This is a genomic window from Orrella sp. JC864 (genome assembly GCF_037026685.1).
GTDB lineage: Bacteria > Pseudomonadota > Gammaproteobacteria > Burkholderiales > Burkholderiaceae_B > Orrella.
The window spans coordinates 21,432-41,107 of record NZ_JBANET010000011.1 but is presented as its reverse complement, the minus strand read 5'-3'; the positions used below and the strand labels follow the sequence as shown (position 1 = coordinate 41,107).

Here is a 19,676-nt window from a genome sequence, read left to right as displayed (position 1 = left end):
CGGGGGCGGGTGGGCTTGCTTTCCGTTGTTTTCATAATGGACAATATTAAATTGCTTGACCTGCGCTTTCAATGGAGTTTACAGTTCGCCCATATTCATAGCGTTTGCTATGAAAATCAAGCGAGTCCTGTAGCCCGGCCCGGGGCGACGGGCTGCCGCCTGCGGCGGCGGCGCCCCGCCGGGTTTCCCGTTTTCCAGCGAGTCAAGCCATGCAGATTGCTTTCTCTTCCCGTACCCAGGCCATGTTGCGCCGCGGCATCGTCCCGCTGCTGCTGGCCGCGGCGGTACTGACCGCCGCCGGCTGCCGCAGCGAGGCGGCCGATGATGCCGGGCCGCCGCCCGCGCCGCAGGTCAGCGCCGCCGCCGTGATCGAACGCGAGATCGTCCAGTGGGACGATTTCCATGGCCGCATCGAGGCCGTGCAAAGCGTGGCCCTGCGCCCGCGCGTCAGCGGCTACATCGAGAAGGTCAACTACCGCGAAGGCCAGCTGGTGCGCGAAGGCGATGTGCTGTTCGAGATCGACGCGCGCAGCTATCGCGCCGCGCTGGCGCGGGCCCAGGCCGACCTGGCGCGCGCGCGCACCCGTGCGGCCCTGGCCCGCAGCGAGGCGGCCCGCGCGGCCAAGCTGGCTTCGCTGCAGGCCATCTCCACCGAGGAGCTGGAGCAGCGCCGCGCCGCCGTCGAGCAGGCGCAGGCCGACGTGCTGTTCGCCCAGGCCGCCGTGGACAGCGCCAAGCTGGACCTGGGCTTTACCCAGGTGCGCGCGCCCATCACCGGGCGGGCCGGCCGCGCGTTGGTCACCGAGGGCAACCTGGTGACGGCCGACGGCCAGGCCAGCGTGCTGACCACGCTGGTCTCCATCGATCCCATCCACGTGCATTTCGACGCCGACGAACTCAGCTACCTGCGCTATGCGGCCATGTCGCGCCGGGGCGAGCGGCCCGACGAGCGCAATGGCGGGGTGCCCGTGGCCGTGGGCCTGGTCGGCGAGGAGGGCTATCCGCACCCGGGCCGGGTGGACTTCATCGACAACCGCGTCGATCCGGCCACCGGCACCATCCGCGCGCGCGCCACGCTGGCCAATCCCGACGGGCTGCTCACGCCCGGGCTGTATGCGCGCGTGCGGCTGCAGGGCAGCGGCCGCTTCAAGGCGCTCTTGATCGAGGACCGGGCGGTGATGACCGACCAGGACCGCAAGTACGTCTACGTGGTCGATGAGCAGGGCCGGGCGCAGCGCCGCGACGTGACGCTGGGCCGCAAGGCCGAGGGCCTGCGCATCGTCGAGCAGGGCCTGGCGCCGGGCGAGCAGGTCATCGTCAACGGCACCCAGAAGGTGTTCTTCCCCGGCATGCCGGTGCAGGCGCAGATCGTCGAGATGGCGCCGCAGCAAGCCCCGCGCATGGCCGCCCAGCCCGACGCGGGCGCGCGCATTGCGGAGGCATCGTGAACTTCGCCCGCTTCTTCGTGGACCGGCCCATCTTTGCGGCCGTGCTCTCCATCATCATCTTCGTCGTCGGCCTGATCTCCATTCCCTTGCTTCCGGTCAGCGAGTATCCCGAGGTGGTGCCGCCCAGCGTGCAGGTGCGCGCCACCTATCCCGGCGCCAACCCGCGCGAGATCGCCGAGACGGTGGCCGCGCCGCTCGAGCAGTCCATCACCGGCGTCGAGGACATGCTCTACATGAAATCGGTGGCCGGCAGCGACGGCGTGCTGGTGCTGACCGTCACCTTCCGGCCGGGCACCGATCCGGACGAGGCGGCCGTCAAGGTGCAGAACCGCGTCGCCCAGGCCGAGCCGCGCCTGCCCGAAGCGGTGCGCCGCCAGGGCGTGACCACGGCCAAGCAGTCGCCCAACATCACGCTGGTGGTGCAGCTGCGCTCGCCCGACGGCCGCTACGACGCGCTGTACCTGCGCAACTATGCGGTGCTGCACGTGCGCGACGAGCTGGCCCGCATCCCCGGGGTGGGCGATGCGCAGCTGTTCGGCTCGGGCGACTACTCGATGCGACTGTGGCTCGATCCGGACAAGATCGCCGCCCTGGGCATGACCGCCGGCGAGGTGCTGGCGGCCGTGCGCGAGCAGAACGTGCAGGTGTCGGCGGGCCAGCTGGGCGCGCCGCCCAATCCGGCCGGCAGCGATTTCCTGCTCTCGATCAACGCCAAGGGCCGGCTGGCCACCGAGGAGGAGTTCGGCGAGATCGTCATCAAGTCCGGTCCGCAGGGCCAGGTCACGCGCCTGCGCGACGTGGCCAGGGTGGAGCTGGGCGCCTCGGACTATTCGCTGCGCGCGCTGCTGAACAACGAGCAGGCGGTGGCCATCCCGATCTTCGAGGCGCCCGGCGCCAACGCCATCGAGGTCTCGAACCAGGTGCGCGCCAAGATGCAGGAGTTGGCCCAGCGCTTCCCCGAGGGGGTGCAGTGGTCGGTGGAGTACGACCCGACCATCTTCGTGCGCGACTCCATCAAGGCGGTGGTCACCACGCTGCTGGAAGCCGTGCTGCTGGTGGTGCTGGTGGTCGTGCTGTTCCTGCAGACCTGGCGCGCCTCGATCATTCCGCTGCTGGCCGTGCCCGTCTCCATCGTGGGCACCTTCGCCGTGCTGCTGGCGCTGGGCTTTTCCATCAACACCCTGACGCTGTTCGGGCTGGTGCTGGCCATCGGCATCGTGGTGGACGACGCCATCGTGGTGGTCGAGAACGTCGAGCGCAACATCGAGGAAGGCCTGGCGCCGCTGGCCGCGGCGCACCAGGCCATGCGCGAGGTCAGCGGGCCCATCATCGCCATCGCGCTGGTGCTGTGCTCGGTGTTCGTGCCCATGGCCTTCCTCTCGGGCGTGACCGGCCAGTTCTACAAGCAGTTCGCCGTGACCATCGCCATCTCGACGGTGATCTCGGCCATCAATTCGCTGACGCTCTCGCCGGCGCTCTCGGCGCTGCTGCTGCGCCCGCACGGCGCCCCCCCCGACCTGCCCACGCGCGTGCTCAACCGCGGCCTGGGCTGGCTGTTCCGGCCGTTCAACCGCTTCTTCCAGCGCAGCAGCGAACGCTACGGCGGCGCCATCGCGCGCATCCTGGGCCGGCGCGGCGCGGTGTTCCTGGTGTATATGGCGCTGCTGGCCGGCACCGGCGTGCTGTTCAAGGCCGTGCCCGGTGGCTTCATCCCGACCCAGGACAAGCTTTACCTGATCGGCGCGCTCAAGCTGCCCGAGGGCGCCTCGCTGGAACGCACCGAGGCCCTGGTGCGGCGGGTGACCGACGTGGCGCTGCAAACCGAGGGCGTCAGGAACGCGGTGGCCTTCCCGGGCCTGAACGTGCTGCAGCTGACCAACACGCCCAACAGCGGGGTGGTGTTCTTCGGCCTGGAGCCGGCCAGCGAGCGTTCGCGCTCGGCCGTGCAGATCGCCGCCGAGCTCAATGCCCGCTTCTCGCAGGAGCAGGATGGGCTGGCCTTTGCCATCATGCCCCCGCCCATCATGGGGCTGGGCACCGGCTCGGGCTATTCCTTCTACGTGCAGGACCGCAGCGGGGCGGGCTACGGGGCCCTGCAGACGGCCACCAACACCCTGGCCGGGGCGATCTCGCAGCAGCCGGGCTTCCAGTACCCGATCAGCTCGTACCAGGCCAACGTGCCGCAGTTCGACGCCGAGGTGGACCGGGTCAAGGCCAAGGCCCAGGGCGTGGCGGTGACCGACCTGTTCGAGACGCTGCAGGTCTACCTGGGTTCGGCCTACGTCAACGACTTTACCGCCTTTGGCCGCACCTTCCGCGTGATGGCGCAGGCCGATGCGCCGTTCCGCAGCTCGGTCGATGACGTGGGCAGGCTGCGCACGCGCAATGCCGAAGGCCAGATGGTGCCCATCGGCAGCATGGTGCAGCTCAAGGAAAGCTACGGGCCCGACCCGGTGGTGCGCTTTAACGGCTATCCGGCCGCCGACCTGATCGGCGAGGCCGACCCGCGCCAGGTCTCCTCGTCCGAGGCCCTGCGCATCCTGCAGGCCACGGCCGCGCAGGTGCTGCCCAACGGCATGCAGCTGGAATGGTCCGACCTGAGCTACCAGCAGGTCACCCAGGGCAATGCCGCGCTGGTGGTGTTCCCGCTGGCGGTGATGCTGGTCTTCCTGGTGCTGGCCGCCCTGTACGAAAGCTGGACGCTGCCGCTGGCGGTGATCCTGATCGTGCCCATGTGCATGCTCTCGGCCATGTTCGGCGTGTGGCTCAATGGCGGCGACAGCAACATCTTCGTGCAGATCGGGCTGGTGGTGCTGATGGGCCTGGCATGCAAGAACGCCATCCTGATCGTGGAGTTCGCCCGCGAACTGGAGGACAAGGGCCGCAGCACCATCGAAGCCGCGCTGGAGGCGTGCCGGCTGCGCCTGCGCCCCATCATCATGACCTCCATCGCCTTCATCGCCGGCGTGGTGCCCCTGATGCTGGGCTCGGGCGCCGGCGCCGAGGTGCGCCAGGTAATGGGCGTGACGGTGTTCGCCGGCATGCTGGGCGTGACGCTGTTCGGCCTGTTCCTGACCCCCGTGTTCTACGTGGCGCTGCGGCGCCTGGCGACGCGCGCGCGCAGCCGCGACGGCGCGCCGCAGGCCCCGGCCTCGCCGCAGCTGGAGAATTCCCATGTCTGATGCATTGCTTGCCCGCATGCCGGCCCGGCGGCTGGCGCCCTTGATTGCCCTGCTGCTGGCGGCCTGCGCCGTGGGGCCCGACTACCAGGCCCCGGCCGCGCCGGCTGCCGAGCGCTACGTGCGCCAGGACCCGCAGGCCGCGGCCTTGCCCGTGCCGCAGGCCGACGCGCAGTTCTGGCGCGAGCTGGGCGATCCCCTGCTCGAATCGCTGGTCGATGACGCGCTGCGCGCCAACCACGACGTGCGCATCGCGCTGGCGCGCTACGAGCAGGCCCGCGCGCTGCTGCGCGAGACCGGCATGGATCGCTATCCGACGCTCTCGGCCAGCGGCCAGCTCAGCGACGTGCGCAACAGCGCCTCGCAGATGCCCGGGGCCACGCGCGCCGAGCGCGATACCGAGCTGCACGGCGCCAGCCTGTCGGCGGTGTGGGAGCTGGACTTCTTCGGCCGGGTGCGGCGCGCCGTCGAGGCGCAGCGCGCCGAGGTCCAGGCCAGCGAAGCCGACCTGGCCGGCATGCAGGTGGCCATCGTCGCCGAACTGGCCGATGCCTATTTCCGCCTGCGCGGCCTGCAGGCGCAGCTGGCCGTGGCGCGCGAGAACGCCGCCAACCAGGCCGATACGCTGCGCCTGATCGACGCGCTGGTGCAGAACGGCCGTGGCACCGCCTTCGATGCCGACCGTGCCCGCACCCAGTGGGAGCTGACGCAGGCGCGCATCCCACCGCTGCAGGCCGAGGCCGCCGCCACGGCGCACCGCATCGCGGTGCTGACCGGCCGCACGCCGCAGGCCCTGGCGCAGGTGCTGGACCAGGCCGCGCCCTTGCCCGAGGTGGCCGCGCAGGTCAATGCCGGCGCACCCGGCGAGCTGCTGCGGCGCCGTCCCGACATCGCCGCGGCCGAGCGCCGGCTGCATGCGGCCACCGCCCGCATCGGCGTGGCCACCGCCGACCTGTTCCCCCGCTTTACGCTGGGCGGGCTGATCGGCACCCAGGCCCTGGGCCTGGGCGCGCTGTTCGAGCGCGATAGCGAAACCCGCATGATCTCGCTGGGCGTGGGCGGCTCTTTCCTGGACGTGGGCAGGGTGCGCGCGCGCATCGCCGCGGCCAATTCGGCCGCGGCCGCCGACCTGGCGGCCTACGAGCAGACCGTGCTGCGCGCCATGGAAGAAACCGAGAACGCGCTCGAGCGCCTGGCCCGCGCGCAGACCGAGAACGCCTCCTTGCTGCAGGCCGCCCAGGCCAGCCGCCGCGCGGCCCGCACCGCGCGCGTGCAGTTCGACGGCGGCGTGATCAGCGTGCTGGACGTGCTCTCGGCCGAGCGCGCCCGCCTGGAGGCCGAGGACTTGCTGGCGCGCAGCGCCGCCCGGCGCGCCACCGCGCTGGTGGCCGTCTATCGCGCGCTGGCCGGCGGCTGGCCGCAGGCCCTGCCCGAGCCCCAGGGCGCGGCGCTGGCCCGGCGCTAGCCTGCATCCCGCAAGCCGCCCCGCGCACGCGGGCGCGCTTGCGGCGCCGGGCAGGCCGCAGGCCGGCGGCGTCATCAAGCGGCAACCAATCGTCACTGGATGGCGCCTGCGCTGCCCGATCGGCCCGTGCGCGGGCCGAAAACTTAGGTAACACAATCCCGCGTTCCGACAGGCGCCTGGTACATGTGCGCGCGGTCCGGCCCCTTATAGTGGACCGTGTCCCGCGGGCGGCCCGGCGCGGCCGCTTTTTTGCCCTTGTCCGTGCCGTTCCGGCACCTGGCCTGCATCGGAGTGACCTTGGCTTGGCTCAAAGCCCTACACATCGCGACCCTGGTGATCTGGAGCGCCGGGCTGTTCTACCTGCCCGGGCTGTTCGCCAGCTTGCGGCACGTGCGCGGCCGCCGCGAGACGCTGCGCCTGCATGTGATGACGCGCATGACCTTCGTGGTGATCGCCTCGCCGGCCGCGGTGCTGGCCATCATTTCGGGCACGGCGCTGGTGGCCATGACCGGCGTGACCGGCGAATGGCTGGCCTTAAAGCTCACGGCGGTGGGGGCCATGGTGCTGTTTCACCTGTACTGCGGCCATCTGGTCGAGCGGCTCGATAACGAGCCGCGGCTCAAGCGTGTCAGGCTGCGCCTGACCTTGCTGGTCGTGCCGGCGGTGCTGGTGCCGCTGGTGGTCTGGCTGGTGATGGCCAAGCCCGCTTTCGGCCTGCTTGCGGCGCGGGGGGCATGAGCGGCCTTTCAGACCAGTTCTTCTTCCTCTTCTTCTTCGTGGATCCCGACCTGATGTTCGAACACCAGCTTGCCCCCCAGCCAGCCCGCGATGGCCACCAGGCCGGCGCCCAGGGCCGACAGGTAGAGGTTCAGCAGCGTGACCGTGGGTTCGCCGTGCGGCAATCGCAGCACCCAGTTGATGAAGCCGACGGCCAGCAGCATGACGGCCGCCACGAAATGGCTCCAGCTGACCGCGCGGCGCCGTATGCCGGCCACGGCCAGCAGCTCGACCGTGCCGGCGATGCCGGCCAGTATGCCCATGACGGTGCCGGCGCCCACCAGCCACAGCGAGGCGCGCGCCCAGAAGCCGTCCTGCAGGAACCAGTAGGCGGCATCGCTGGCCAGCGCGCCGAGCAGGAAGGCGATGGGAAAGGTGACCAGCATCGGGTGCATGGGATGGCGCGCGATGTGGACCTGGGTGTGGGTGCCCTTGGGCGGGGCATGGCGAAGCGATTCCATGGTGCGGGGCGGCGAGGGTCGATGTGCGGCCCAACTTACCATGCAGGGGGGCGCGCAAGCCGTTTCCGGTTGCAAACCGCCGCGCCGCTGGCCGCGCTGCTGCTGGCGGCCTGTGGCGGCGAACCGCTGTCGGCGCTGGAGCCGGCAGGTCCGGCCGCCGAGTCGATCGCGCGGGCCTGGTGGCTGATGGCCGCGGGCGCGGCGGTCATCCTGCTGGGCGTCACGCTGCTGGCGGCCTATGCGGTGTGGCGCAAGTCCGGCGCGCTGCCGGAGCAGGCCGGCCGCCGCCTGATCCTGGCCGGCGGCGTGGTCTTTCCGCTGGCGGTATTGATGCTGCTGCTGGGCTACGGCCTGGCGATGGGGCATGGCCTGCTGCCGGCCGCGGGCCATGCCGGCCAGCCCGTCTACCGGGTGGACGTGCTGGCCCGCCAGTGGCAGTGGGACGTCTTCTATCCCGAGGCCGAGGCCGAGGGCCCGCCGCGCGCGTCGGTCAACGTGCTGCACATCCCGGTGGGCCAGCCGGTGGACGTGCACGTGAGCTCGGCCGACGTCATCCACAGCTTCTGGGTGCCGCGGCTGGGCGGCAAGATCGACGCCATACCCGGCCGCGTCAACGTGGTGCGGCTGCAGGCCGATCAGCCCGGCGCGTACGAAGGCATCTGCGCCGAGTTCTGCGGCCTGGCCCATGCCCGGATGCGCATGCAGGTGCACGCGCACGAGCCGCAGGCCTTGCAGGCGCAACTGGGGCAGCTGTCCCGGGCCCCGCAGGGGGGCGGCCGATGAGCGTGCCGCCCAGCGCCCCGCCCGCGCGCGCCGGCCACGGCGCCGCGCGCCTGTCCGCCCTGGCGCGCCACCGCCGGCTGGCGCAGATCTGGGGCTGCCCGCCGGGGTGGCGCCGGCTGTCCAACGTCAACCACAGCGACATCGGCGCGCGCTTCATGGCCACGGCGCTGCTGTTCTTCCTGGTGGGCGGCGTGCTGGCCATGCTGATCCGCGCGCAGCTGGCCACGTCCGATGCCGCCTTCCTGGACGCGGGCCTGTACAACCAGGTCTTCACCATGCACGGCACGGTGATGATGTTCCTGTTCGCCATCCCCATGCTGGAGGGCCTGGCCTTGTACCTGCTGCCCAAGATCCTGGGCGCGCGCGACCTGGCCTATCCGCGCCTGGGCGTGTATGCCTATTGGTGCTACCTGTTCGGCGGGCTGATCCTGCTGGGCGGCATGGCGGCGGGGGTGGCGCCCGATAGCGGCTGGTTCATGTATACGCCCCTGTCGGGCGCCACCTATACGCCCGGCATCAACGCGGACGTGTGGCTGATCGGCGTGACCTTCGCCGAGATATCGGCCATCTGCGGCGCGGTCGAGCTGGTGGTCACCATCCTGTCGCAGCGCACCGCCGGCATGGGCATCGCCCGCATGCCGATCTTCGCCTGGTACATCCTGGTGACCGCGATGATGATCCTGGTGGGCTTTCCGCCGCTGATCCTGGGCAGCATCCTGCTGGAGATCGAGCGCGCCTTCGGCTGGCCCTTCTTCGAAGTGGCCAAGGGCGGCGATCCGCTGCTGTGGCAGCACCTGTTCTGGATGTTCGGCCATCCCGAGGTCTACATCATTTTCCTGCCGGCCGCCGGCCTGGTCTCGACCATGGTGCCTGTGTTCGCCCGCCGCCCGCTGCTGGGCTACGAATGGCTGGTGGGCAGCGTCGTGGTGATCGGCTTTTTGAGCTTCGGGCTGTGGGTGCACCATATGTTCACCGTGGGCATCCCGCACCTGGCCCTGGCGTTCTTTTCGGCGGCCAGCATGCTGGTGGCCGTGCCCACCGGCGTGCAGTTCTTCGCCTGGATCGCCACGCTGTGGGCCGGCCGGCCCGTGTTCCGCCTGCCCATGCTGTACCTGGCAGGGTTCCTGTTCATCTTCGTGGCCGGCGGGCTGACCGGGGTGATGCTGGCCTTCGTGCCCTTCAACTGGCAGGTGCACGATACGCATTTCGTGGTGGCGCACCTGCACTACGTGCTGGTGGGCGGCATGGTCTTTCCGGTGATCGCGGCGATCTACCACTGGATGCCGCACTTTACCGGCCGCATGCCGTCCGAGCTGCTGGGCAAGTGGGCGTTCTGGCTGATCTTCATCGGCTTTAACGTCGCCTTCCTGGTCATGCACCTGACCGGCCTGCTGGGCATGCCGCGCCGCGTGTACACCTATCCGGGCGAGCTGGGCTGGGACCTGTGGAACCTGATTTCCTCGGTGGGCGGCTTCGTCATGGCCATCGGCGTGGGCCTGCTGCTGATGGACCTGTTGCTGCATGCCCGCCAGGGCAGGCGCGCCGGGCGCGACCCCTGGGGGGCGGGCACCCTGGAGTGGGCGATGCCCATCCCGGCCACGACCTACAACTTCGGCAGCCAGGCCCACGTGCATGGCCGCGAGCCGCTCTGGGATACGCCGGGGCTGGGCGGCGAGCTGGCGGCCGGGCGCGGCTACCTGTCCGAGCCCAACGGCACGCAGCGCGAAACCCTGGCGGTCAGCCTGATGGGCGGCCAGCCCATCCACGTGGTGGTGGTGCCGGGCAACAGCTGGCTGCCCTTGTGCGCGGCGCTGGCCACCGCCGTGTTCTTCCTGTGCGTGCTGTTCAAGCTCTATGCGCTTGCGCTGGCCGGCGCGGCGGCCGCGCTGGCGGTGTTCTGGGCATGGGCCTGGCAAAGCGGTCTGCGGCACGATCCCGCGCCGCGCGAGGTGGGCATGGGACTGGTGCTCAATACCCATCATGTCAGCCCGACCGCCCCCGGCTGGCGCGGCACCGTCTTTGCGCTGCTGGCCGACGGCACCCTGCTGGCCTCGCTGCTGTTCGGCTATGGCTTTCTCTGGACCATCGCGCCCGGCTGGCCGCCGCCCGCCTATATCGAGTCCGGCGGCTGGCTGGCCTGGTGCGCGGTGCTGGCCGCCGCCGCCGCCGCGTTCGCCGCCTGGCGGGCGCGCGCGCCGGCGGTGGCCGGGCTGCCCCGGGCCTGCACCGGGTGGGCGGGCGCGGGCGCGGCCAGCGCGGCGCTGGCCACCGGCCTGTTGCTGGCGCTGGCCAGGACCGCCTATCCCGACCCCACCGAGCACGCGTACGGCGCGGTGGTCAACGTGATGGCGGCCTACCTGGCCGTGCACACCTTCGCCGCCGCGCTGATGGGCGCCTTCGTGGCGCTGCGCGCGCGCGCCGGCTATGTGTCGGCGCAGCGCCGCCTGGAGCCGCGCGTCTGGGCGCTGTGGTGCGGTTATACCGCGGTGGCCGCGGTGCTGGTGCTGGGCGCCACCTACGTGCCGCTGGAGATGCTGCCATGAAGCCCGGCCAGCCGCCTCGGCCCGATCGGCGCGGCGCGGGCGCCCACGCGCTGCTCATGAGCAATCTTGGCCTGATCGTCTGGGCCCTGGGCTTCGTGGTGCTGTACGCAGGCCTGTCGCTGGGCTGCCGCCTGCCCATCGCCCACGCCAGCTGGCTGGGCCTGCCGGCCTTGTCGGTGGTGTTGACGGCCTTGTGGCTGGCGCACGCGGCCTGGCTGGCCTGGCTGATCGCCCGGGCCTGGCGGCGCTGGCAGGCCCAGCGCAAGGGGCAGGCCGACGCCCGTTTCGCCAGCCGCCTGACCCTGCTGCTGCACGGCTCGGCCTTGCTCGCATTGATCTGGACCGGCTTTCCGGTGATGGTCCTGCCGGCTTGCGCGTAAGGGGCCGGCCCGGACCCGGCCGTGGCGGCGCGCATGGAAACTGCCGCGGTGCGGTGGCAGCCGCGCGCCGGCCGGCCTTAGGGCTTGAGGTGCTCGACCAGGAACTGCTCCATGGCCCGGTAGAACTCGAACTTGTTCTCGTCGTTGTGAAAGCCGTGGCCTTCGTTGTCCTTGACCATGTATTGCACCTGGACGCCGCGCTCGCGCAGCGCCTGCACCACTTGGTCGCTTTCGGCCTTGTTCACGCGCGGGTCGCGCGCGCCCTGGGCGATGAACAGCGGCGTCTTGATGCGGTCCACGTGCAGCGCCGGCGAAGTGGCGGCCAGGCGCTCCTTGTCGCGCTCGGGGTGGCCGACCATCTCGTGGAACTTGGGCAGGATGGGCGCCCAGTAGGGCGGGATGGTGTTCATGAAGGTGAATAGGTTGGACACCCCCACGTAGTCCACGGCCGCTGCGTACAGGTCGGGCGTGAAGGCGATGCCGGCCAGGGTGGCGTAGCCGCCGTAGCTGCCGCCATAGATGCCGATGCGCTTGGGGTCGGCAATGCCCTGCTCGATGAGCCAATGCACGCCGTCGGTGATGTCGTCCTGCATGGCCAGGCCCCATTGCCCGAAGCCGGCTTCCCAGAAGGCCCGGCCGTAGCCGGTCGAGCCGCGGAAGTTCAGCTGCAGCACGCAGAAGCCGCGGTTGGCCAGGAACTGCGCCTCGGGGTTGTAGCCCCAGCTGTCGCGCGCCCACGGGCCGCCGTGCGGATTGACCACGCAGGCCAGCTGGCGCGGCTCGCGCCCGGGCGGCAGGGTCAGGTAGCCATGCAGCGTCAGGCCGTCGCGGCTTTGCAGCGAGACCGGGCGCGTGTGCGCCATCTGCGCCTCGGGCAGCTTGGGATTGATCTCGGCCAGCTTGTGCAGCGTGTCGGCGGCCGCGTCGTACAGGTAGCGTGCCCCGGGGGTGCGGTCGTTGTAGGCGGCGACGATGAACTTGTCCTCGGCGCGTGTCTGGCTTTGCAGGCTGAATTCGTAGCCGGGCAGCCTGGCGGCGATCCTGCCGTGCAGCGCGCGGGCCTGCTCGTCGAAGAAATGGCGCCCCGGCTTGTCGGTCTGGAACGAAACCTCGGTCAGCACCTTGCGCAGCCGCGAATAGGCCACGCCGTCCAGGTCGACCTCGGGGTGCTCGTAAAGCACCTTTTCTTCCTGGGGCCGGGCCGGGTCCAGCTCGACCAGCGCCAGCTTGTCGCGCCCGCGGTTGCTCAGCGCGTACAGGCGGCGGTCGTCGAAGGTAAACAGCGCCGGCGCCACCTGGGTCTTGTAGTCGGTGGTCAGCAGGGGGCGGAACGGCTCGTCCTCGTTGTCGCGGTAGAGCAGCACCGTCTCCAGGCCTTGCGAGGCCAGCGCCACGCACACGCGGCCCTGGTGGTCGGTCTGCCAGCCGATGATGTTGCCCGGGTTCTGCGCCACGCGCTGGGACTGGCCGCTGCGCACGTTTACGCGGTAGACGTCAAAGACCTGCGGGTCGCGCTGGTTGTGGCTGATCAGCACGTGGTCGGGGTCGTCCTGCAGGTCGTCGGTGATCATCGCCCGCACGTTCTCGAAGGGCGTCAGGTCGGTGACCTGGCCCGTCTTCACGTTGACCGCCAGCACGTGGAAATTCTCGTCGCCGCCAAAATCCTTGGCATAGAGCACGGTGTCCGAGCCCTTCCAGAAATAGCCGCCGATGTCGCGCGCGGTTTCGGCGGTGATGCGCCGCACCGGGCCGACCGGCTCGCTGCCTTCCAGGGCCTGCACGTGGATGTTCATGCGCGGCGGCTGCCCGTCCACGCCCACCGGCTGCATGAAGCTGAGCGTGCTGCCATCGTCGGCCAGCTGGAAGTAGCCTTGCTGCGGATTGGCGAAGAAATCCTCGACCGGGAACTGCGGCGCGCCGGCGGCCTGGGCGGCGCCGAAGGCGGCCGTGCACAGCAGGCCGGCCAGCCGCGATGGTTTGAGCGTGGGGTTCATGGGGATGGGCGTTCCTTCAGCCGCGCACGATCAGGATGCGCATGGCTTGCTGGCGGTTGTTCTCGGCATCGAGCACGCGCACCGTCACGCGGCGGGCGGACAGGCCGTCGGGCATGGGCAGGCTGCCGGTCAGGTGCTGGTAGCGGTCGAACGAGACCGCAAGGGGATCGAGCTCGATGGTGGCGGTGCGCCCGTTGGGATAGCGGCCTTCCACGGCAAAGATCATCTGGCCCTTGAACTCGGGGCCGCCATGCTCCTCGCGCAGCAGCAGCACGTGATAGCGCAGCTGGTCGCCCTCGCGCGTGAACGAGGCCGAGCTCACGCCGATATTGCCGCCGCGCGGATCCGGCGGCATGGCATCGGCGAACAGGGCCAGCTCCTGCTGCAGCGGGGCTACCGCGGTTTGCGCGGCCGCCAGCTCGCTGGCGAGCTTTTCGTTCTGCGCCTTCAGGGTCTGGATGGCGTGGGTGCTTTCTTCGAGCCGGGCCTGCAGGCGCTGGCGTTCGAGGTTGCCGCTGTTGACCTCGTTGGTCAGCTGCTGCGATTCCAGCACGGTCAGGCGCTGCGGGCCGTAGCTGGTCTGCACGAAGAGCAGGCCGCCGGCGCCCAGCACCACTCCCAGCAGCAGCAGCATCAGCCAGCGCGGCATGCGCCGGCGCCGCCGGCTGGTTTCATAGACGGAGGGCTTGAAGACAGGCCGCTTGGATGATCCGAACATCCCCATGGGCAGTGATTCCTTGCAACGAGGGCGCAGGCCGGACGGGCTGCTGCGCCATGAACCAAAATCTGAGAAGAATAACGCGTCGAGGCGACGGGCCGCTCAAGGGAAAACCTTGGTTGCTTTCGATCGCACCGCGACACATTCGTTCACGAAGGCATATCGTCCGCCCGCAGGGCCGCGTCCAGTTCGTGCAGCCGCTGCGGCGTGCCGACGTCCACCCAGCGCCCGGCATGGCGCGCGCCGCGCACCGTCCCGCGCGCCATGGCCTGGCGCAGCAGCGGCGCCAGCGCGGCCGGCTGGCCCGGCGCCAGGCCGGAAAACAGCGAAGGCGCATACAGGCCGATGCCCGAGAACGTCAGGGCATCGCCGTCCTCGTCCCGCCTGTCGCACACCGTGCCGTCGGCCAGCAGCCGGAAATCGCCGCGGGGATGGTGAGGCGGGTTGTCCACCAGCAGCAGCCAGGCCTGCGCCCCGGCCTGGATGGCGGGCAGCGCCGCTTGCGCCTGGGCGATGTCCCAGTCGCACCAGACGTCGCCATTGACCACCAGGAAGGGCGCATCTCCCAGCCAGGGCAGCGCCTGGCGGATGCCGCCGGCGGTCTCCAGCGCCTGGCCCTCGGGCGAATGGCGGATGGCCAGCCCCCAGGCCGAGCCGTCGCCCAGCGCCTGCTCGATCTGCGCGCCCAGCCAAGCGTTGTTGACCACCACTTCGCCGATGCCGGCGCGCGCCAGGCGCTCCAGGTGCCAGGCGATCAGCGGCTTGCCGCCGACCGGCAGCAGGGGCTTGGGATGGCGGTCGGTCAGCGGCCGCATGCGCTCGCCGCGGCCGGCGGCCAGGATCATGGCTTTCATCAGAAGGTGTAGCCCACCGTGGCGGCGCGGCCGTCCAGCTTGTCCAGCAGGCGGATCAGCGGCAGGAAAGGGCGGTAGCGCCCGGCCACCTGGCGCACGTAGGCGTTCACGCGCGGCAGGTGCTGCAGGTAGGCGGCCTTGCCGTCGCGGTGGTTCAGGCGCGCGAACACGCCCAGGATGCGCAGGTTGCGCTGCAGGCTCATCCACTCGTAGTCGCGATGGAAGTCTGCGAAATCGGCCGGCACCGGCAGGCCGGCGGCCTTGGCGCGTTCCCAGTAGCGTATCGCCCAGTCCAGCTGCTGCGGCTCTTCCCAGGTGGTGCGCGCATCGGTGACCAGCGAGGCCAGGTCGTAGCTGACCGGCCCGGCCAGCGCATCCTGGAAATCGAGCACCCCGGGGTTGGGGCCGTGCGCCGGCCGGGTGCTGCGCATCAGGTTGGGCGAATGGAAGTCGCGGTGCACCAGCACCGTGGGCTGTGCGGCATTGTGCGCCACCAATGTGGCGAAGGCCTGGTCCAGCGTGCGGCGCGCCGCCTCGTCCAGCGGCATCCGGCAATGGCGTTCGGCGTACCATTGCCCGAACAGGTCGAGCTCGGCGCGCAGGCGCGCGGCGTCGTAGGCCGGCAGGCCCGTGGTGGGCGCGCGCTGCAAGGCCGCCAGCGTATCGAGCGCGTCGCGGTAGAGCGACTGCAGCTGGGCGTCGGACAGGCCGTCCTGGATGGCCTGGTAGTAGGTCTGCTCGCCCAGGTCGGTCAGCAGCAGCAGGCCGGCCTGCAGGTCCTGCGCCAGGATGCGCGGCACGTTGATGCCGGTCTGCCGCAGCAGGTCGCAGACGTGAACGAAGGGGCGGCAGTCCTCGTTGGGCGGCGGCGCGTCCATGACGATGCGGGTGCCGCCGGCCGAGTCGAGCCGGAAATAGCGCCGGAAGCTGGCATCGGCCGAAGCCGGGCGCAGGCTGTCGATGTCCAGGCCCAGGTCGGCGGGCAGGCCGGCCAGCCATTGGCGCAGCAAGGCAAGCCGGGTATCGGTGGGTCGAGAATCCAAGGGAGATGTCCGTGGCGAGATACAGTAAGCGCGGCCGCGCCCGGCGCCTGCCGAACCCGCGGCCAGCGGGCTTATCTATAATACCGGGTCGCCGACGGGCCACGCAGGCGCGCTATGCGTGCGGGCTCGATGCGTCCTTGGCTCATCTACGCTTACCAGAGGCAGTCCCATACCCGTGCGCACGGTCCGTTGCCTGATCCTCCTTGCTGCCTGCGGCGCCGCGGCCTCGCATGCCCAGGGCATTGCCGATCCCGCGCAGGCCGGGCCCCAGGCCGCCTCCGCGCCGGGGGTATCCGTGCCCGGCCTGCGCATCTCGCCGGGGCTGCGCATGCACCGCGACCTGGGCGAGGACGACATCCCGGTCATCCTCGAAGGCGATCGCATGGACGGCGACCCGGACACCGACGTCACGCTCACGGGCAACGCCCAGGTGCGCCGCATCGACAGCGTGCTCAAGGGCGAGCGCATCCGCTACCGGCGCGGCACGGGCGAGCTGGACGCCGAGGGCGGCGTGCGGCTGCTGCGCGACGGCAGCCTGGTGGTGGGGCCGCGCCTGCACTACAACGTCGACCAGGAAACCGGCAACGTCGACGAGCCCAGTTTCTGGATCGGCGCCAACGGCGGCAGCGGCCGGGCCGAATACGCCGACATCTTCAGCCGCTCGCGCATGCGCCTGACCAACGTGGTCTACACCGGCTGCCCCTGCCCCGATCCGGCCTGGGAAATCCGCTCCTCGCGCGTGGACCTGGATTTCGACGAGAACGAAGGCGTGGCGCGCAACGGCGTGCTGTACTTCAAGAACGTGCCCATCCTGGCCTCGCCCTACCTGACCTTTCCGGTCAAGAACGAGCGCAAGTCGGGCTTTCTGCTGCCCACCTACGGCACCACCAGCAAGGGCGGCTTCGACCTGACCGTTCCCTACTATTTCAACCTCGCGCCCAACTACGACCTGACGGTGATGCCGCGCCTGCTCACCAAGCGCGGCGTGCAGCTGGGCGGCGAGTTCCGCTACCTGGGGCAAAGCTACATCGGCCAGGTCTCGGGCGCCTACCTGCCCGATGACCGCGTCGCCGGCCGCAGCCGCTGGATCTATTCGATGCAGCACTACCAGCGGCTGGGCGGCGGCTTCTACCTGGACTGGGACGTCAACGGCGCCTCGGACGACGACTATTTCCGCGACATTTCGTCGGTGGGCCTGAACGAGGCCTCGACCACGCACCTGCCGCGTCGCGGGCGGCTGGGCTGGAACAGCCGCTACTGGTCGGCCTACGTGCAGGCCTACAGCTACCAGACGCTGCAGGATCCGGACTCGCCCATCATGCCGCCCTACGACATGCTGCCCGAATTCAGCCTGCGCGGCGCGCGCTATGGCTGGAAGGGCCTGGACCTGCAATGGGACAACTCGGCCATCTGGTTCAAGCGCCCGGACTACCTGGGCCGGCGCATCGGCCCTGAAGGCCAGCGCTTTACCAGCTATCCCACGATCTCGTATCCGATCGTGCGGCCCGGCTGGTATGTCACGCCCAAGGCCGGGGTGCACATGACCCAGTACCAGACCAACTGGTACGGCACCAACTGGTACGACCTGCCCGGCGGCCAAAGCGCCTACCGCAGCACGGCCAGCCGCTCGCTGCCCATCCTGTCGCTGGACTCGGGCATGACCTTCGAGCGCGACACCACGCTGTTCGGCAAGGACTCGATCCAGACCCTGGAGCCGCGCATCTACTACCTGTACGTGCCTTACCGCGACCAGGAAGCGCTGCCGATCTACGACACCTCGCTGGCCACCTTCAGCTTTGCCCAGGCCTTCGACGAGAACATCTATTCCGGCGGCTGGGACCGCATCGCCAACGCCAACCAGGTCACGCTGGGACTGACCACGCGCTGGCTGGACGCCGGCACGGGCTTCGAGCGCCTGAGCCTGTCGGGCGCCCAGCGCATCTACTTCGACGACCAGCGCGTCGGCCTGCCCGGCGAGGTGCGGCGCACCGGCATGCGCTCCGATTTCCTGGTCTCGGCCGAGGCCGCGCTGACCGACACGCTCAGCACCCAGGTGACAGCCCAGTTCAATCCCACCGACGACCGCTGGGAGCGCTCGGTCATCAGCGCCCGCTGGCGCCCGCAGCGCCTGGCCTCGGTCGGAGTCTCCTACCGCTACACGCGCACCCCGCCGGCCGAGGCCATCTACCTGCCGCGCGGCAAGGAACAGGTCAGCGTCTATACCCAGTGGCCCTTCAGCCAGAAATGGTATGGCGTGGGCCGGGTCGATTATTCGCTCGAGGAAAGCCGGGTCACGCAGTCCATCGCCGGCCTCGAGTACAAGGGCGATTGCTGCTGGGCGGCGCGCGCCGTGCTGCAGCGCTATGCGGTGTCGGCCCAGGATGCCAACACCGCGCTGTTCTTCCAGCTCGAACTGACTGGGCTGGGCTCGCTGGGAACCGATCCCATGCAGCTTCTGTCCAGAAGCATTCCCGGCTACGAGCCCATCAATCCTTCGTTGCCGGCCGGGACGACATTTGAAAGGTACGAATGATGCGTAGTGCTTTGCTCCTGAAGCAAGTTGGCGCCAAGCTGGCATGGTGCGCCGCGGCGTGGGCCGTCATGGCCGGCGGTGCCCTGGCCCAGCCCGGGCCGGCGCCCGCCCCGGCCGCCTCGCAGCCGGTGGACGGCATCGCGGCGGTGGTCGACAGGGACGTCATTACCTTTCGCGACCTGCACCTGGCCACCGAGGCGGCGCGCCGCGACCTGGCGCAGCAGAACATCCAGCCGCCGCCCGAGGGGGTGCTGCAGCGCCAGGTGCTGCAGCGCCTGATCCGCGAGCGCCTGGAGGACGCCGAGGCCGCCCGCATGGGCATCCGGGTCACCGAAGAGCAGATCGACCAGGCCATCGAGTCGATCGCCCAGCGCAACCGCATTTCGGTCGAGCACATGCGCAACGAGATCGAGGGCGTGGGCACGTCGTGGCAGGCCTACCGCGAGGTGCTGCGCCGCGACATCATGCTCGACCGCATGCGCCAGCGGGCCATCGACAACACCATCGTCATCACCGACAACGAGGTGGACGCCTTCCTGCGCGAGCAGGCCGCCCGGCGCGAGGCCGGCGGCCAGGCTCCGCGCGCCCAGGCGCCGGCCGGCGGCCCGCCCGCCATGCTGACGCTGGGCCAGATCCTGGTGCGGGTGCCCGAGAATTCCCCGCCCGATACGGTGGCGGCCCTGCGCAAGCGGGCCGAGGAGATCCTGGCGCGCCTGCGCGCCGGCGAGGATTTCGCCGCGCTGGCGGCGGCCGCCTCCGACGGCCCCGAGGCCTTGCAGGGCGGTGCCCTGGGCACGCGGCCGGCCGACGGCTGGCCCGACCTGTTCCTGGATGCCACCGCCAGCCTGGGCCCCGGCCAGGTCACCGATGTGCTGCAAAGCGGCAACGGCTTTCACATCATCAAGGTGCTCGAGCGCAGCGGCGGGCAGCCCCAGGCCCAGGCTCCGGCCCCGGCCGAAGGACTGGGCGGCCCGGCGCTGCAGCAGCCCGGCGGCCCCATGCCGGTGACGCAGACCCACGCGCGCCATATCCTGGTGCGGACCTCGGCGGTGCTCAGCGACGAGCAGGCCCGCACCCGCCTGGAGCAGGTGCGCCAGCGCATCGTGCAAGGCGGCGAATCCTTCGCCGACCTGGCGCGTCGCTATTCCAACGACGCATCGGCCCCGCAAGGCGGCGACCTGGGCTGGCTCAACCCCGGCGAGACCGTGCCGGCCTTCGAGCAGGCCATGGATGCCCTGGAGCCGGGCGCCGTCAGCGAGCCCATCCAGAGCCCCTTCGGCTGGCACCTGATCCAGGTGCTGGAGCGCCGCACGCAGGACATGGCCGACCAGTTCCAGCGCATGCAGGCGCGCCAGGTCCTGTTCGAGCGCCGCGCCGGCCCGGCTTTCGAAGAATGGCTCGAGCAGCTGCGCGACCGCGCCTACATCGACAACCGCCTGGAGCGCCAGGACCGCCTGGAGCAGAACCTTTGATGCGCCCGGGCGGCCGCCGCGCCGGC

14 protein-coding genes are annotated in these 19,676 nt (G+C 70.4%); 9 read left to right on the top strand and 5 right to left on the bottom strand.

Annotated features, from left to right (window positions below):
• The first annotated feature begins 242 nt into the window (after nt 1-242).
• The 4 genes from V8Z80_RS11720 (at nt 243) to V8Z80_RS11705 (ending at nt 6,830) form a co-directional block, all read left to right on the top strand.
• Nucleotides 243-1,448, top strand: coding sequence for an efflux RND transporter periplasmic adaptor subunit (locus V8Z80_RS11720; RefSeq protein ID WP_442951970.1), 1,206 nt, complete (start codon nt 243-245; stop codon nt 1,446-1,448).
• Entirely contained in the window at nt 1,445-4,630 is a 3,186-nt protein-coding gene (locus V8Z80_RS11715; protein ID WP_336062080.1) for an efflux RND transporter permease subunit, read from the top strand. Before V8Z80_RS11720 ends, V8Z80_RS11715 begins: the two co-directional genes overlap by 4 nt.
• On the top strand, nt 4,623-6,092 hold the full coding sequence (locus tag V8Z80_RS11710) for an efflux transporter outer membrane subunit (RefSeq protein WP_336062079.1): 1,470 nt from the start codon (nt 4,623-4,625) through the stop codon (nt 6,090-6,092). The genes V8Z80_RS11715 and V8Z80_RS11710 overlap by 8 nt, the downstream gene beginning before the upstream one ends.
• A 297-nt stretch (nt 6,093-6,389) precedes the next feature.
• Nucleotides 6,390-6,830: a CopD family protein gene (locus tag V8Z80_RS11705; RefSeq protein WP_336062078.1), complete on the top strand. Its 441-nt coding sequence runs from the start codon at nt 6,390-6,392 to the stop codon at nt 6,828-6,830.
• A gap of 8 nt (nt 6,831-6,838) precedes the next feature.
• On the opposite strand, the gene V8Z80_RS11700 is transcribed toward V8Z80_RS11705, so the two are convergent.
• Entirely contained in the window at nt 6,839-7,330 is a 492-nt protein-coding gene (locus V8Z80_RS11700; RefSeq protein WP_155193075.1) for a DUF2231 domain-containing protein, read from the bottom strand.
• A gap of 69 nt (nt 7,331-7,399) precedes the next feature.
• On the opposite strand from V8Z80_RS11700, the gene coxB reads away from it, so the two are divergent.
• The 3 genes from coxB to V8Z80_RS11685 are packed head-to-tail and all read left to right on the top strand — an operon-like array spanning nt 7,400 to nt 11,036.
• Complete coding sequence (gene coxB, locus V8Z80_RS11695; protein WP_336062077.1) at nt 7,400-8,113, top strand: cytochrome c oxidase subunit II; 714 nt, start codon at nt 7,400-7,402, stop codon at nt 8,111-8,113.
• Nucleotides 8,110-10,656, top strand: a complete 2,547-nt coding sequence (gene ctaD / locus V8Z80_RS11690) for a cytochrome c oxidase subunit I (RefSeq protein ID WP_155193072.1) — start codon at nt 8,110-8,112, stop codon at nt 10,654-10,656. Before coxB ends, ctaD begins: the two co-directional genes overlap by 4 nt.
• Complete coding sequence (locus V8Z80_RS11685) at nt 10,653-11,036, top strand: hypothetical protein (RefSeq protein ID WP_155193070.1); 384 nt, start codon at nt 10,653-10,655, stop codon at nt 11,034-11,036. The genes ctaD and V8Z80_RS11685 overlap by 4 nt, the downstream gene beginning before the upstream one ends.
• A gap of 77 nt (nt 11,037-11,113) precedes the next feature.
• Here the strand turns inward: V8Z80_RS11685 and V8Z80_RS11680 are convergent, their stop codons facing one another.
• The 4 genes from V8Z80_RS11680 to V8Z80_RS11665 form a co-directional block, all read right to left on the bottom strand.
• The gene (locus tag V8Z80_RS11680) at nt 11,114-13,030 is read right to left on the bottom strand and encodes an alpha/beta hydrolase family protein (protein ID WP_336062076.1); all 1,917 of its coding nucleotides are present in this window, start codon (nt 13,028-13,030) and stop codon (nt 11,114-11,116) included.
• Between the two features lie 16 nt (nt 13,031-13,046).
• Nucleotides 13,047-13,748 (bottom strand): DUF6776 family protein, encoded by a 702-nt coding sequence (locus V8Z80_RS11675; RefSeq protein WP_155193199.1) that lies wholly within the window; start codon nt 13,746-13,748, stop codon nt 13,047-13,049.
• A 149-nt stretch (nt 13,749-13,897) separates the two neighbouring features.
• Entirely contained in the window at nt 13,898-14,602 is a 705-nt protein-coding gene (murU, locus tag V8Z80_RS11670; RefSeq protein ID WP_155193060.1) for an N-acetylmuramate alpha-1-phosphate uridylyltransferase MurU, read from the bottom strand.
• Nucleotides 14,602-15,645, bottom strand: a complete 1,044-nt coding sequence (locus V8Z80_RS11665) for an aminoglycoside phosphotransferase family protein (RefSeq protein ID WP_155193058.1) — start codon at nt 15,643-15,645, stop codon at nt 14,602-14,604. Before V8Z80_RS11665 ends, murU begins: the two co-directional genes overlap by 1 nt.
• Before the next feature lie 175 nt (nt 15,646-15,820).
• On the opposite strand from V8Z80_RS11665, the gene V8Z80_RS11660 reads away from it, so the two are divergent.
• Both V8Z80_RS11660 and V8Z80_RS11655 read left to right on the top strand, forming a co-directional pair.
• Complete coding sequence (locus V8Z80_RS11660) at nt 15,821-18,178, top strand: LPS-assembly protein LptD (protein ID WP_336062075.1); 2,358 nt, start codon at nt 15,821-15,823, stop codon at nt 18,176-18,178.
• Nucleotides 18,175-19,650, top strand: a complete 1,476-nt coding sequence (locus V8Z80_RS11655; protein ID WP_155193056.1) for a peptidylprolyl isomerase — start codon at nt 18,175-18,177, stop codon at nt 19,648-19,650. Before V8Z80_RS11660 ends, V8Z80_RS11655 begins: the two co-directional genes overlap by 4 nt.
• Nucleotides 19,651-19,676 lie beyond the last annotated feature (26 nt).

Bases quoted from the DNA above. Each gene is read 5' to 3' on its own strand.
- V8Z80_RS11720 (WP_442951970.1), top strand. From the start codon at position 243: ATGTTGCGCCGCGGCATCGTCCCGCTGCTGCTGGCCGCGGCGGTACTG.
- V8Z80_RS11710 (WP_336062079.1), top strand. From the start codon at position 4,623: ATGTCTGATGCATTGCTTGCCCGCATGCCGGCCCGGCGGCTGGCGCCC.
- V8Z80_RS11700 (WP_155193075.1), bottom strand. From the start codon at position 7,330: ATGGAATCGCTTCGCCATGCCCCGCCCAAGGGCACCCACACCCAGGTC.
- ctaD (WP_155193072.1), top strand. From the start codon at position 8,110: ATGAGCGTGCCGCCCAGCGCCCCGCCCGCGCGCGCCGGCCACGGCGCC.
- V8Z80_RS11685 (WP_155193070.1), top strand. From the start codon at position 10,653: ATGAAGCCCGGCCAGCCGCCTCGGCCCGATCGGCGCGGCGCGGGCGCC.
- V8Z80_RS11680 (WP_336062076.1), bottom strand. From the start codon at position 13,030: ATGAACCCCACGCTCAAACCATCGCGGCTGGCCGGCCTGCTGTGCACG.
- V8Z80_RS11675 (WP_155193199.1), bottom strand. From the start codon at position 13,748: ATGTTCGGATCATCCAAGCGGCCTGTCTTCAAGCCCTCCGTCTATGAA.
- murU (WP_155193060.1), bottom strand. From the start codon at position 14,602: ATGAAAGCCATGATCCTGGCCGCCGGCCGCGGCGAGCGCATGCGGCCG.
- V8Z80_RS11655 (WP_155193056.1), top strand. From the start codon at position 18,175: ATGATGCGTAGTGCTTTGCTCCTGAAGCAAGTTGGCGCCAAGCTGGCA.